11 protein-coding genes and 1 other annotated feature are annotated in these 14,721 nt (G+C 39.8%); of the genes, 2 read left to right on the top strand and 9 right to left on the bottom strand.

The annotated features are described in order from the left end of the window. Positions 1–40: 40 nt before the first annotated feature. Positions 41–1,221, bottom strand: a protein-coding gene (locus AB8P72_RS04925) for an IS3 family transposase (RefSeq protein WP_198328001.1) whose coding sequence is annotated in 2 segments (ribosomal slippage) — positions 41–936 and positions 936–1,221 — 1,182 coding nt in all. Because the reading frame shifts where the segments join, the coding sequence is not laid out codon by codon here. After that, positions 830–946: a sequence feature (AL1L pseudoknot), on the bottom strand. It overlaps the preceding gene by 117 nt. A 70-nt stretch (positions 1,222–1,291) precedes the next feature. Here AB8P72_RS04925 and AB8P72_RS04920 point away from each other — a divergent pair. After that, positions 1,292–1,687, top strand: a complete 396-nt coding sequence (locus tag AB8P72_RS04920; protein ID WP_198328002.1) for a transposase family protein — start codon at positions 1,292–1,294, stop codon at positions 1,685–1,687. Between the two features lie 156 nt (positions 1,688–1,843). On the opposite strand, the gene AB8P72_RS04915 is transcribed toward AB8P72_RS04920, so the two are convergent. From AB8P72_RS04915 to AB8P72_RS04885, 7 genes are all read right to left on the bottom strand, one after another. Then, positions 1,844–2,143, bottom strand: coding sequence for a hypothetical protein (locus AB8P72_RS04915; RefSeq protein WP_238060452.1), 300 nt, complete (start codon positions 2,141–2,143; stop codon positions 1,844–1,846). Further along, positions 2,144–3,487, bottom strand: a complete 1,344-nt coding sequence (locus tag AB8P72_RS04910; RefSeq protein WP_198328004.1) for an acyclic terpene utilization AtuA family protein — start codon at positions 3,485–3,487, stop codon at positions 2,144–2,146. 22 nt (positions 3,488–3,509) lie between these two features. Beyond that, positions 3,510–4,799, bottom strand: coding sequence for a CitMHS family transporter (locus tag AB8P72_RS04905; protein WP_198328005.1), 1,290 nt, complete (start codon positions 4,797–4,799; stop codon positions 3,510–3,512). A gap of 368 nt (positions 4,800–5,167) precedes the next feature. Continuing rightward, entirely contained in the window at positions 5,168–6,523 is a 1,356-nt protein-coding gene (locus AB8P72_RS04900) for a PLP-dependent aminotransferase family protein (protein WP_369958115.1), read from the bottom strand. A 126-nt stretch (positions 6,524–6,649) separates the two neighbouring features. After that, positions 6,650–9,775: a site-specific integrase gene (locus AB8P72_RS04895; protein ID WP_369958114.1), complete on the bottom strand. Its 3,126-nt coding sequence runs from the start codon at positions 9,773–9,775 to the stop codon at positions 6,650–6,652. Further along, positions 9,772–12,012 carry a hypothetical protein gene (locus AB8P72_RS04890; RefSeq protein ID WP_369958113.1) on the bottom strand — a complete coding sequence of 747 codons (2,241 nt, stop codon included), beginning with the start codon at positions 12,010–12,012 and terminating at the stop codon, positions 9,772–9,774. Before AB8P72_RS04890 ends, AB8P72_RS04895 begins: the two co-directional genes overlap by 4 nt. Continuing rightward, complete coding sequence (locus tag AB8P72_RS04885; protein WP_198328009.1) at positions 11,996–12,547, bottom strand: hypothetical protein; 552 nt, start codon at positions 12,545–12,547, stop codon at positions 11,996–11,998. Before AB8P72_RS04885 ends, AB8P72_RS04890 begins: the two co-directional genes overlap by 17 nt. Before the next feature lie 374 nt (positions 12,548–12,921). Between AB8P72_RS04885 and AB8P72_RS04880 the strand changes: the two genes are divergently transcribed. Beyond that, on the top strand, positions 12,922–14,223 hold the full coding sequence (locus tag AB8P72_RS04880) for an IS4 family transposase (protein WP_369958112.1): 1,302 nt from the start codon (positions 12,922–12,924) through the stop codon (positions 14,221–14,223). A 228-nt stretch (positions 14,224–14,451) separates the two neighbouring features. Here AB8P72_RS04880 and AB8P72_RS04875 read toward each other — a convergent pair whose 3' ends face one another. Beyond that, positions 14,452–14,595: a helix-turn-helix domain-containing protein gene (locus AB8P72_RS04875; protein ID WP_369958111.1), complete on the bottom strand. Its 144-nt coding sequence runs from the start codon at positions 14,593–14,595 to the stop codon at positions 14,452–14,454. Positions 14,596–14,721: the final 126 nt, after the last annotated feature.

Below are 14,721 nucleotides of genomic sequence, written 5' to 3'. Positions count from 1 at the left end.
TTTCTATAGGGCTTTCAAGGCTTCAAAAATTTTTCAAGTTTTAATCAGCATACTTTTTGACACACCACCAACCAATCGTGCTATGTAGACGCTTCTTGTTAAACCAGTCTACCCATTCTAGGGTTGCTAATTCAACATCATTAACGCCAGTCCAGCTCTCTTTTAAGTAATGAATCACCTCAGACTTATACAGCCCATTGACCGTCTCAGCTAAAGCATTATCGTATGAATCACCCGTCGTGCCCACAGAGGCTATAAGGCCTGAGTCAGCCATTTTATCAGTGTAGCGAATGGATAAGTACTGAACCCCGCGATCGCTATGATGAATCACATCCTTAGGGTTGTTTCTATCTGCTATTGCTTGATTGAGTGCTGCCATCACCATATCCGTGTTCATACGATTAGACACCTTCCAGCCCACAATAGCACGGGCAAACACATCAATGATAAAAGCGGTATAGACCCAGCCACTCATGGTCTTGATATAGGTAAAATCTGCAACCCAAAGCTGATTAGGACGATGAGCATTAAAGTTACGATTGACTAAATCATTCGCCCGCAGCTGCTCATCACGACTGTTAGTAGTAATCCTACCCTTACCACGCCAGACACCTTGTAAGCCATGCTGTCTCATTAAACGCTCTACGGTGCAACGAGCAACCTTTAACCCGTCAGATTTCATCTGCTGCCAAACCTTACGCGCACCATAACGGCATTTACTGTCCTGCCAGATGCGTTTAATCTCGCTGACATAATAGTCGTCATACTGACTGCGCAGTGAACGCTTGTGTGGGTTGTCGCTTAAGTCTTGAGCACGATAATAAGTTGACGGGGCAATCGGTAATACTCTACAGATTGGCTCGACCTCATACTCAGCTTTGTTATCATCAATAAAACTGATCATTACTTGTGTGGACGGTCGAGCTCCGCCTGGGCGAAAAAAGCAGCAGCCTTACGTATAATCTCATTGGCTTGCTTGAGTTCTCTATTCTCACGTTCAAGCGCTTTGATGCGCTCTTTGTCACTTTGAGCTTGCACTGAGGCAGGTATGGTTTGGTCTATGTACTTCTTGTGCCATGAGCGCAGGGTTTCAGGCGTACAACCAATCTTAGGGGCAATGGCTTGAATAGCTGACCAGGTGGAGGGATAATCACCCGACACTTCAATCAGCATGCGAACGGCGCGGTCTTTAATCTCGGGGGTGTAGTGTCGTGTTTTCATCGTTGTATTCTCTCAGAATGTTGAGTCTCCGACAATACCGGGGCGGTTCAGTAAGAAAAAACAACACACCTTGAAAGCGCAGGTTATCGTTCATTGGCAAACAGGGTTGATACTTGATGTGCAAACCTGCAAAGGGTCAATCCACGATTTTAAGCTCTATAAAGATACTTGTCCTGATTGGCTTCCTGACAATGCTAAATTACTAGCAGATAGTGGCTATCAGGGCATTGCAAAGTTACATGAACAGAGCTTCACCCCCTTTAAAAAGCCACGTGGGGGTCAGCTGTTAGAGATATGCAAACAAGCCAATCAGTATCTCGCTAAGTTTCGCATTATGGTTGAACACAAAATAGGCTTAATCAAATTGTTCAAAATTGTCGCTCATAAATATCGCAATCGTCGTCAGCGCTATGATCTTAGAATGAAGCTGTTTGCTGGTATCATTAATTTCGAGCTAAACCTATGACTTTTGCAAGAGGTCTATTACTTACTGTTTAAATCACCGTCTTAATATTGCAATTGCTACTCGGTTGGCTGCTCTATCCTGACCTGGCCTATAAATTTAAGCGATGTACACTTTTTCTCTATCGAACATAGCACTCTATTGAAGAATCTTGTCCATTTATATGTCTAAATCCAATAATTTAGAACTTAAACTTTTCCCGTGCATATCCTGTGCTAAGGATTTTGTAACACCACCACCTAAGGCTCCATACATAACAAAGTTGAATGCATTAAGGTTTGGCAGTTCATAGCGGACGACCTTTCCTTGCACAATACCCTTGAACCATTCTTTTACTACCCTCTCAGTAACTTTCTCTTTAATCAACTCATAGTCTTCGCTTTTGAATGCTATAAGCGAAATATTTGATATATCACCTTTATCACCGGTTCGAGAATGAGCTATTTCACGCAATTTCATTTATGTCACCTCACAATATGAAATTTTAATATTTGTATCTTCTTCTGGAATCAAAATTGAGCCTATTGAAACGATCTCTTTAATGTTTGAGCGAATCCCACCACCACCTGCGGGACCATTTGTATAAAGTGACTCTACTTCTCGAATAATAGCTTCAGCCATTACATCATTTTCGACTCTTGTAGCAATACGAAGTCTGACCTCATCCGCTTCCTGCGTACTCAGTATTTTATTTCCATATAATGAGTTAAGTCCGATAAAATCATAACGAATTTCATTGGGTTCTATGTTTTGAGCGGCCAGCCTTTTTTGAATAATTTCTTTTGCTAAATTGGCTCTTTGAACTGAGCCTGAACCCCCATAGCTGATTTCTGCCTCAGCAATATAGCCATCTTTATATCCTATACTGGTTTTTAGCAAACCTGTTTTTGGCTTACCAGACCCGCCAAATACCTTAATAACATTACTCTCTACTTCTTCGACTTGAATCTTGGAAAAGTCAGCAATAACATCGGGAGTCAGATAGTTGGCTGGATCATGGATTTCATACAGTAATTGTTCTTTTACAGTTGCTAGAGAAACCAAACCGCCAGCGTCATCCAGTTTAGTAATGTTATAATCACCTTTTTCATCCACTTCCATAATCGGGAACCCTACGTTCCAAAGTTCTGGCACTTCTTTATATCCAGGATCTGCAAAATAGCCACCCGTGATTTGAGCACCGCACTCCATAAGATGGCCACCTATGGTACCTTTCCCTAGCAGTTCAGTATCTTCAAAAGACCAGCCAAACTCATACATCATAGGTCCAAGAAATAGGGACGGATCAGCTGCTCTACCAGTAATCACAATGTCAGCCCCCGATTCAAGCGCTTGAACAATTCCTCTTGCGCCAATATACGCGTTAGCAGATACAATTGACGAGACAAGGTCTTTGATCTGTTTGTTGTTTTCTAGCAGCGTTTCATTCTGATAATAATTAATTCTTGAAAATACATCATCGCCTGTGACTGCTGCTATTTTCAGATTATGTAGCCCTTGCTTTTGTGCAATATTTTTGATCATTTCGGCAGCCGCTTCTGGATTAGCAGCACCCATATTGGTGACTATTTTTACTTTATTTTTTACACAAAGCGGTAAAACCTGTTCCATGCGATATTCAAGCAAGCTATCATAACCTTGTTTTGGGTTCTTCATTTTTCGTTGCTGTGCAATGGCAATCGTACGTTCTGCAAGACATTCAAAAACAATGTAATCGACTTCTCCGTACTGAATGATATCAAGTGCAGGTTGTAGCCTGTCATCTGAATAACCTGCGCCCGACCCTATTTTGATAGATTTCATAGCATACTCCATTTTATTCTATTTATATAATGACACCGGTAATAACGGCCACTACAGTCATAACTATTGTGGTACCAAACGCCCATTTGAATACGAATTTTTGGTGGTCAGCCAGTTCTACCCCTGCCAAACCAATTAATAAAAAGGTTGACGCTGTCAGCGGGCTCAATGGAAATCCCGTTGTCATTTGTCCCAGCATCGATGCTTGACCAATTTGTATTGGATCAAGTCCGTAGGCACTGGCTGTTTGCGCGAGAATTGGCATGACACCAAAATAATAAGCATCTGGCGTGAAAATTAAACTTAATGGCATACCTATTACGGCGACAATAACGCCCATAGAGCCACCCACAGCCTCTGGAATGATATTGACCAGTGAAGTGGCCATAGCCGTGATCATACCAGTACCTGAAAGAATACCTGTAAAAATACCTGCTGCAAAAATAATAGAAACAACGGTAATCATGCCTACGGATTGGGTTCTTATTTGATCCATCTGATCATTTGGTTTAGGGTAATTTATGAGGACAGCGACTGCGAACGCCACCATAAAGACGATCGGTAAAGGCAACCAAACTTGAACCAAGGCCACAATGGTTAGAATGGTTAAAACCAAGTTGAACCAAAACAGTTTCGGACGGCGCATACTGCGCTCTTCTTCCGTCATCTCATCATGTAAACTGTGCTCCATCTCTTGAACGCCTAAGCGCTTACGCTCTTTTTTTCCCACCAGATATGCTACAAAAATAATCCAAACGATACCCGCTATAAAGGCCGGGATGATAGGATTAAATAATTGTGCCGTACTGACATCTAGTGCGGCTGCGGCTCTTGCGGTCGGTCCGCCCCAAGGCGTTAAATTCATAGTACCTGCGCCAAGAGCCACCATACCCGCCAGTACAATTCTGCTCATCCCTAACTTATTGTATAGAGGTAGCAGCGCAGGAATGGTAATCAAAAAAGTGGAAGCTCCAGATCCATCTAAGTGAGCAACCATCGCAATAATAACCGTCCCTATGGTAATTTTTACTGGATCTCCTTTAACCAGTTTTAAGATCCTCGAAATCATCGGATCAAATAAACCTGCATTGTTCATCACGCCAAAAAACAAAATAGCAAATCCTAACATGATGCCTGTGGGTGCGACACTGACAATACCATCCAACATAAAGGTTCCCAGCTCACTGCCAAAACCGCCAATTAAGGCAAAAACAATCGGTACTAAAATTAGCGAAACAATTACGGATACTTTCTTAGTCAGTATCAATCCCAAAAATACAGCAATCGTCAAAAACCCCAATAAAGCTAACAAATTTACTCTCCTTTTAAAAGTTAACTTCTTCCCTGTAATATCCCTACCAGTCCGCCTTGGCATAAGATAATAACTTGCATCAGACTCTAATAGAAATACCACGGACGGAATACGCTTCCAAGGGTACAGAGATGATTTTTCACATAAAACTGTACCCATTTTTAGTTAAAACCTATGCTTCAAGACAGGCAGTTGATAGAAAAAACGGAGATGTGGAGAGGTAAAAGATTTCTGCAGCAATATCATCAAATATCGCTGTATTCTTAGAGGCTATTTACTGCCTTGGCTTTTTGAAATTACAGGCTAAATGATTTTTAAAGACATTAAAAATAGAGTTGGTGCTGGTAAATGCTGAGAATGAGAAGGCTTTAGTGATTATTAAATATGATTGTCTTAATGAATTTAACAGTGGCTTTATCTATATAGAATTTATTAACCCTTAAGGCAAAATAAGCGGGGTCGGATGGAAAAAACAGATTGCCTGGAGCAATAAAAATATTATTACTTTTTGCATCGTTCACTGCTCTTTTGTCATCCATCGGAATACGAAACCATAAAAAATTACCGCTGGGATTGTGAGGATAAAGCGTGAGTCCGTCAATTTTGTTCAGCGCAGTGATGGCAGCGGCTGACTTCTCATAAGATATGCTTTTAAGGGCTTGTAGATGATTGGCTAAAGCACCGCTGGTGATGAGATGATTGAGAATGTTTTCAGTGATTGAGGAGGTGTTAATGACGGTGATCATTTTTAACCGTGTGAGTGATTTGATCACAGGTTTAGAAGCAGCTATAAAACCGCACCTGAGTGAAGCCGACACTGTTTTTGAAAAACTACTCACATAAATAACTGGACAATCTTTATTAAAAAAGTAACTTGCAGCGTTATTTCTTGTCAATAAAAACGGATCATTTTCAACAATGAGCACATTATAATTCATGCATAGTGCCTGAATAGCTGTCATATTGGGGACAGTCAAGTCTGTCCCTGTCGGATTATGGGCAAAAGGCTGTAAAAATAAAATCTTAGGATGATTTTTTTGGATGACTGACTCTAAATTGTTTAAATCTAAACCAAATCTAGTTCGCTTGATAGCATTTATATGGACTTGATGTAAGTCAAGCTTACTAAATAATGGATAATATCCAGGAGACTCTACGATGACATGATCGTCTTTGGTTAAAAAGTGCCTAATGATCAAGTCCAAACTGTGATTCGTACCATAGGTCATCAATAAGTTCTGAGACTCAACAGTCAACGCGCGCCTACTCAGGATATCCACAATTAGTCCTCGAAGTAAGATATTACCAGATGGATCACCATTACCACGGTCGAAGTGTAATACTTCATCGCTGTCACTTACCTGCCCTAAGTAGCTTTCGAGGTTGAGCCTATCCATATACTCTTTAGGGTAGCGGCCCGCACCAGGTTTATGGTAAGACTCATTGATCATCTGTTGTTCTAATAAATCAATGCCAGTATAAAAAGAGGTTGAATTCAGCATCGGTGTATTGGACAAATCTTCACCGACATAAAATCCTGATTTCGGTAGCGCCTTGATCCAATGTTGCTCGAGTAAGATATTATAAGCATTTACTACTGTATTCTTGGACACCTTGTGTTTTTCTGCCATCGCTCTAATCGAAGGTATTTTATCCCCCACTTTTTTTCTACCAGACTTGATGTCATCAATAACTAATAGGCATATTTCTTCGAACTTCTTCACCTTTCAACTCCAATTTGAATAGAAGACTCATTAAATATCATATTAAACCTTGATAAGCATATCCCTTAAACTTCCTAGTAAGACTGAGCTATGCTGAAGAAACCGTAGAGATAAACTTGGGAGGTATCAATTAGCCAAACCATCAATAATCAGCAAAAAATGCAAAACATAACTCATTAAAGCCGAAGACAATTTTGATTTACCCTTCTGCTTAAGTGGACTAATAACCGTTAGTGCATAACCGTTGTATGTACCTAAGCTAGTAACCTCACCTTCAAAACTAGGGAGTTTTTTTCCGAATTCTTCTACGCTTTTAAGCTGAGCAGCTTTATTGACAACAGGACGATACGTTTTTTTATTCTTCTCATTAATATAGGACTCGGATTCAATACAGCTGATATTTACCCGCCAATACTTGCTTGGTAGAATCTGGCACATGGTATCTAAGTATTTATAAAAACCCTTTTTTTGTTTAAAGGTAAAACGAATCTCACTTTTTGAGGTATTGGTTTTTTCGTAGAATAATTTAAGAATGTGTTTAATCTCATGCCTACTCGCTTTGGATTTATAAAGCGTCTCAAGATTGTCAAAACATTGATACACAAGCGCTTGCTCTTCATGATAATGCAGCGGTGTTGGTGCGATTAAAATATGATTGGAGCGTTGTTTACGTCTTTTAGATATGAGCTTATGATTAAGTGTTCCATCTTCATTTTTCACCAAGCTCAACGCGCGTTCATAAATCATCAACGCATCATTGTACATAAAGTTTAAACTACTGGCCGCACCTAGCATTTGGCCATCCTCAATGTCCCATAGAAGCTTTTCTATCATTTCACGGCTATATCTACCAAACATTGCTGAATACTGCTTTTTATCAATACCAATAGGACCACTACTTAACAGAGATGTCTTCACCTTATCAGCAAACATTAACCTTTCACAATCAACCTTACGATTCACGTATTGCCTAATATTACTGAGATTGACAGCGTTATCTCTACTCTCTAAGGCATATTTATTGTGCTGCTTTAGGTCCATACGACTAGTACCAATCAACTTATTCACAACATCTAAAGGCAGGGTCAATTTAGCCTGCTGCAATTGATGACTTGCGATAATATCAGCGGTATGAATATATGAGCTAAAAGTCGTAATGAGGTTGGCATGACCTGCAAACTCCATTAGCGCATCCCAGTGATTTGTTGAAACGCTGCGCACTTTACCTAAAAAATGAGTTTTAATATCATGGATTTTTATCTCATCATAATCTGTGAATTGCATGACAAGCATTGGGTTACACCTGATTATAAGCGCCATATTCGATATCGCATTATGACGAAAGCTATGTAGGGTAAGATCGTGATAAGCCGTATTTTCTAATATGCGTTTTATTGGCTGCTCAATACTATAACGAGACAATGGAGTGGACTGATACGCTAAAGTAAATAAATAGCGAGAAGACTGACCCTCTTTTAGATGAAAGAACCTTTTAAAATCTTCTAGCTCTTCTGGCAAAAGCAATACTGATAAATAAATTCGCCGCGTACCATCATCTGATTTCAAATCACGATGAGCGTTAGGGCGAACAATGAGGTTGTACTCCATAAAACCTTGATTGTCATATTCGATATCTTTAACCTGCAACCCTAATATTTCACTGATACGCATGCCAGTACGGTATAGCAGTATTGTCACGATGCTAAGCGCTTGTTTATAGTATTCACTCAGCGTCTCTTGCTCAGCGATACAACTAAGAATAGCGTGATAAACCTGATTAGGTATGAGATAACTAGACACTATTTGCGGATCGCCGCCGCCTCTGATGTCGATATCAGGCGCTTGGTAATGCTTCTTTAAAGAATGATGCAGTGAGCAAATAACCGTCTTGGTAAACCCTAGTTTATTTGGATTCTTCTCGGCAATAATTTCGTTGTATATATAGTGATAGTCATGTTTTGAGGAGTGTGAAAAATCAGCTGTACGAGTCCCTGCGATAAAGCCATTACCGATCTCAGACAAATATCGCTTCAAGGTATTGATTTTATTACCACTGGTGAGCAGATCAAGCATCCATCTCACCAGTCGTTCTTGGTTGGGATATAGATTTTGAGTCAATAAGTTTATTAACTGTGGTTGCGCCTGCTTTTTATCGCCATTGAGTATGGTTCGTATTTCTTTAACTGCATCAGACCTAAAGCGTGCGACTTTGATAGTATCAAGTGAGTCCTCAGTGCTATTGCTAGATTCAATCACTAATTTACTGACGTGTTCATCTGATAGAACCGCACTGGGTGTTTTAATACCCTGAAAATATCTAAGCCATTGCGATGTTGATATTGAGGTTTGTTTTTGCTGACCTGTTAGCACCTGGACCAATTGAACGTCTAAATATACTTCTGGTAGCGTTTGCCAATAGATTGCAATATGTCGTAAGTAGCTAGATCTATTGATGGACTTAACCGTGAATTTCTCTCCAATAAACTCCCCTAGCCTTTTTATCACTTGATGGTATTTAGGAAATTCGTTTTGCGCTTGATGCTGGCGTTGTAGTTTGAGCAGCCATAAGCGACTGATATCATCTATGATAATCAGGCGTGTGTGATACACTTCATCTAAATCGTTTTCTATAGTAACAAGCTCATTGCCATAGTCGGATGATAGTAGCCTGATCGGCATGACCATCATGTCATCAGACATCTGATAAATAGGCTTTTTTTGTTCTAGATAGTTATAAATCTCTCTAAGCATCTTCTCATCGTTATATCCTGCAAAACTAATGAGCGAGAATAAAAACCAGCTGACGCTCTCAAGTAATGAAAAGGTATTCTTTTGCTGCCATCTATCAAACGCTTGTGCGACAATACTCTGAGCTTTTGATAAATATAAAAACGTATCAAAATCATTGATATTTTTTGGACGCTGTGGACGTACAGCAATGATGGGCTTTGGTAATAACGGCAGGTGTCTTTTTTTACGCGCTTCATTAATGTTATCGAAAAAACGCTTGCGCTCGAATAGTGCAAACGGGATAAGATGCGCTGAAACGCTCTTTTCGATGTCATCATAAAGTGCTTCATATAAACCGTTTATCTGCTCGTCTGTGATTAACTCTGGCGACTGATGCTCTTTAATAAAAGCATTCCAAGCGCGTTGGCACATCTCTTTTGTATGCTGTAATGCCTGCTTACGCTTATCCTGCGCTTTTGCTGAGCGCCTCAAATGACCATGTAAAGTCTCTAACTGTGTCATAAAGTCACCTGCTGTAATTCAAGTTCTTCTGCCAGCTGCTGATAAGGTTTTTTAGCAGCTACTATATGCCCTATAGCCAGTGCTGAGTTTTTTCTCCATGCTTCCTGACCCATCATTTCATGACCAAAAATCGCCAAAATAACTGCTTCATCTACTCCCTGCTCATGTAAAAACCTTTGTCCCACATGGCGTGTCCAATCTGGCTTAAAGCGAAAATGACTATCTAATTCTTTGATAATAATAGCCGGCCTGAGCGCATGAAACTCGCCCTTTTTATCTATAAAATTTAGTAGCGGCCGCTGGCAATCAAAGATTTTATTCACGTCAGTGCTGATATTAGAATCTAAGCGTCCATAGCGCTTAGCAAAGCTTTCTAGATAACGTAAGAAATTTTGCATGGCGTCGTGCAAAAATGAACAAATAGGCACTAAGCGCTGACTGTTAGCGGTCGCCCGCTCCTCCTTATCAGAAATCCAAATGATGCCTGCCTCAAGGTTGATCTGGTTGAGATAACCTGGTGCGCCTTCTACCGCTCTTATTGAAGTTAGTAAAAGAGAGATATGCCATAACCATAAATTATAAAAATTGAATTTCTCTCTATAGTCATGAGCAGTTACTACTTTTTGCTGTAAGTAGCTCATGAATAGACTTACTATCGGATAATCAGGGCTGTTTTGACTACCCATAGCATCATCACTGAGCACTACCTTGGACAAATAATCGACAATGCTGGATTTGTTTTTATGACAGCGAGCGGTAAGGATCTTAATCGCATCGTGGTAGACTTCTTTTATCACCTTAATCTCATGAGAGCTATACCAAGTATCTGCTCTCTTTCTACTATTGCGTGAGGTGATGATAGTGGCCAACTGCGTGCTGCTGACTTCATAGATAAGGATTGTGTATAGTGACTTTTCTATCCTGCCCAAGCTAATTAACGGTAGCTGTAGCGTTGCTCGTAGATCAGTAATGACTTCATTGATCAATACTGAATCTGGGTATCCTTTATAGGTTAAAAATACTCCCAATGGCTCAGGTAATGGGAGTTTGAACTGCGTCAATCGGTTAGCAATAACTGACTCTACCCCTTCTGTTCTAATACGTAGCGGTGTAATATCTAAGTTAATAATAAACTCATACTTTGCTTTACGAACACCAATATCAGTGATTTTTTTATAATTGTTATTGATATCTTCAGCCAACCTTGCAACTGAATGACCGGTGTATAAAGAAAGCAATAAATAGACGATCGCTCGTTTCTTGTCCCTATCGCCTTCACCGTCACTATAATCATCAAACCATTGCCACAGCTTAGAGGCTATATTTTGAATAGCAATGAGCGATAACTGACGAATATTGTTGCTTACAAACCGCTCATTTTTATTAGCATGAGAATATTTTGCCTGTGTTCTTCGATAAATCTGATCGTATGAGAACTTTTCAGTATCTTTTAACTTTGTTTGCTCGAGATGAAAGAAGTCAGGTACGGGATTATCTAACCGCTCACGATAAATATCGTTATCATTTTTTGATTGCTCAAAACTTGTGACTGATACCAGCTCATCAGTATCATCATCCACGTCTGTGTGCGTGACATACTGAATACTTGGCTCATCAATTTTGCCCTTTTTGGTTTGTTTTCTGCCGTAGGAAGTTCGCGTTATGCTATCTCTATTATTAAACGCAAAATCGATGGTTAGATACATCTTGATAAATGATATGAGATTAGGATCATTCTTACTTTCAAGTTCAACTCGATAACGCTCAAACCTCTCATAGGTAGTCTGTAAGCTATCAGCTTGTAGCGTCGAGTAACAATGCCGCCAAATACTGTGATTACGACTTACTGGATTCATCCATTTTCTAGCTTCAATATTAGTCTCACTAATACGTCTAGGTAGATTATTTTGTACAAAATAGAGGAGTAGATGGCATAATTTTGCGACCCACAGCCATTCTTTACTTGGATTGCTGGTATCAAGATTTGGTAGAAGATGGGTACTGGCGATAAATGCTCGAGTTAGATTTTCGGACTTAGTCAGCTTACCTCTATAGGAGTCGTATATTTTTTTGAGATGTTCTGAAGTTAAAGGTTTTGACTGTTCCGCCTCTACGCTAATGTCCATAAAATCATTTGAGACTAAACTGGCTATGGTTATAAAGAAATAACGAATATCAGCAGTATAGATGTCTTCAGTATCTGGTATCAGCGTTTGCACATTATTTGTTATTGACATAGAGAACCTTATCAATTAGTTCAGAGAAGGATGGTATCTTGGTGGGCTGCTGATTAGGGCATAGACTTAACTGGTAGTCATAGTGATGACGCTTGAGGTCTTTAATATCTAAAATATACTGTATGGTCAGAGGTTTATTAAATAGTGCTTGTTGCACTCGATCAGGCATACTAGTTTTTATAGCCGCAAAAAATTTTGGGTTAATAGGATCTAAATTTGTAAACTCATTCATAAGGCAAGACCAAGCGCGCCTTTCAATCTCAGATTTAGAAATATCGACTCTTCTAATAGAGATTTCAGCACCGTCACTCAGTGACCCCACTTCTTTAAAACCCTCAAAAAAGCAATACTGATCATCGATTTCAATAACTTCAAATAATAGTGTCCTACCCGAAGAGAAATCATTAATCTCATCATCGATCCATTCACAAAATATCTGATACGGTTTAATAGCACATTCATGCACTATCAGATTATCCTTTACGTTAATACTTTTGACATTTTTTCTTATTGCCTTCTTAGTGCGCTTCGACATAATCAATGACCTATATTTCAGAGGTGTATACGACCAAAACCACTTACCCTCGATGGGGTAGGCATGCTAAAATATATTTTGGTTGGTATCATATTACCACGATATACTGGTGTCCATAAATATATCTATATTATTATTATACCTGTTATTTATAAATATTCTTATACATAAAAAAACCTGAAGCCCTTTAAAATAATGGGTTTCAGGTTTATAGACATCAACGTTAATTTGGTCGGCGTCCTTGCCAAGGTTGGGGTTTCCCGCTCCAAATACTTAAAAAGCCTCACTTAACAGTGTAATGCCAGTCAGTTAAGGCAAAAACTCAATAAAAGTAATAAAATAGCCCATCTAATAAGTAGATGGGCTATTTTACTATGAGACTACAAAACGCTATTAATGAGACGCATAAAAGGATTCCAGACACCCTAGAACAATTTAGTGAATTAATAGACCCTGAGTGGATACAGCAAGCTTTAGAATATACCGGCAAAGCGAGCATTAGAAGGCGTAAGCTACCTGCTGAACATGTCGTTTGGCTAGTCATAGGTACCGCCTTATATAGAAACCGTTCCATCTGGTATATCACAGAGCAAATGCGTCTTAATCTAGACTCACAGGCCTGTGTACCCAGTGCAGTCGTACAAGCAAGACAACGCCTCGGGCATGAACCTCTAAAGCAGCTATTTCATCAACTAAGTGCTCACTACCAAACAGAATCACGAGCCCAGCAGCAAGACTTTATGGGACTTAGCGTCCAAGCTGTAGACGGTGTCGTATACTCACTACCCTATACTGATGAGAACCTTCAGCACTTTAGTTCAAGCAAAGGCAGAACCAAAGAGGCGCCCTATCCACAAATGCGTTCGGTATGCCTGATCAATACTGACACGCATGAGATCATTGACACAACCCTTGGAGATATGGGTCAAGGAGAGATCACCTTAGCCCGTCAGCTAAACGTTCAAGACAATAGCATTACGCTATTTGATAGAGCCTATTTCTCAGCAGACCTACTGATTAGTTGGCAACAAACCCATCCAAACAGTCATTGGCTTATGCGGGCTAAAGATAATCTGCGTTACACTGTGATTGAAACCTTTAGTGAAGGGGACTACTTGATACAAATGCCGGTTTCTCCCCAAGCTCAAAAGAAAAACCCAAACCTACCCGATACTTGGCAAGCTCGATTAATTGAGTGTCGTTATGAGGGTAAGACAAGACGATACATCACCTCTTTAATAGATGATAAACGCTTTACTAAGGATAAAGTGGCACAGCTGTACTTGCAGCGCTGGGAGATTGAGATGGCTTTTAGGGAAATTAAGTCTGATCTACAGGAGGGGCTGTTGTTAAGAAGTAAGCTGCCACAGCTTGTGTTACAAGAGTTCTGGGGGCTTATGATTGCTTATAATCTGATAAGACGTTTGATGCGCTATATGGCTCTTAGGGCTAAGGTTAGCCCTCTACGAATTAGCTTCCATATGGCGTCTATTACGATTGTTGATCTGTTACGGTTTGCGCCTTTACAGGCTGCAGGACTCTTCCCTAAGTTGTTAGATGCAGTTTTAGAGGAAGGAAAATTGTTTGTCATTCCTGAACGCAGAAAGCGATCTTGCCCGAGGGTGATTAAGGGTAAACCACAAAAATATCCCAAAAAAAATACCAGTCAGCGTTAACTGACTGGCATTACACTTAACAGTGAGGCTTTTTTTTGTCCAATTTTCGAGGGTTGTAGAGAAATTCTCGAGATATCTTTTTGAATATAGTTAAGTTTAGCTACTCAATCAAAAAGCTCATTTTCGGTGCGGTGCCCATTTGGTGCCCAAACCGTGCCCTGCCCTAAAACTGCGTATACGTATCTGACTACAACATAGCTATTTTTGGTTCAAAAATCATCATGACACCTAACCTAGTAAATTTGGCACTATGCTGATTTTTGAACCCCCTTCCTCACCCACCTGCACATCCAAAAACTCACATAACTGTTCGATAGTATTGAAGTCAATTCTTGATGACTCTTCATTATATAGTTTATGAAGTGTTGACATGCAATGGCTTAATAACTGATGAGTAGGATGAGGAATCCTTCTACTTTTTAGCATAAACTTTATCCATTACAAATAAAATCACAACTTCCTATTTATAAATACATTGACAGTCAGCCTTATTAACGT

It is taken from the genome of Psychrobacter sp. CLB018, assembly GCF_041222815.1.
GTDB classification, from domain to species: domain Bacteria; phylum Pseudomonadota; class Gammaproteobacteria; order Pseudomonadales; family Moraxellaceae; genus Psychrobacter; species Psychrobacter faecalis.
Note: the sequence above shows the minus strand (reverse complement) of the source record. Positions and strands in the feature narration are given on the sequence as shown.

Excerpts from the sequence above, each read along its gene's own strand:
- AB8P72_RS04915 (WP_238060452.1), bottom strand. The coding sequence starts at position 2,143 with ATGAAATTGCGTGAAATAGCTCATTCTCGAACCGGTGATAAAGGTGAT.
- AB8P72_RS04910 (WP_198328004.1), bottom strand. The coding sequence starts at position 3,487 with ATGAAATCTATCAAAATAGGGTCGGGCGCAGGTTATTCAGATGACAGG.
- AB8P72_RS04895 (WP_369958114.1), bottom strand. The coding sequence starts at position 9,775 with ATGACACAGTTAGAGACTTTACATGGTCATTTGAGGCGCTCAGCAAAA.
- AB8P72_RS04890 (WP_369958113.1), bottom strand. The coding sequence starts at position 12,012 with ATGTCAATAACAAATAATGTGCAAACGCTGATACCAGATACTGAAGAC.
- AB8P72_RS04885 (WP_198328009.1), bottom strand. The coding sequence starts at position 12,547 with ATGTCGAAGCGCACTAAGAAGGCAATAAGAAAAAATGTCAAAAGTATT.
- AB8P72_RS04880 (WP_369958112.1), top strand. The coding sequence starts at position 12,922 with ATGAGACTACAAAACGCTATTAATGAGACGCATAAAAGGATTCCAGAC.
- AB8P72_RS04875 (WP_369958111.1), bottom strand. The coding sequence starts at position 14,595 with ATGTCAACACTTCATAAACTATATAATGAAGAGTCATCAAGAATTGAC.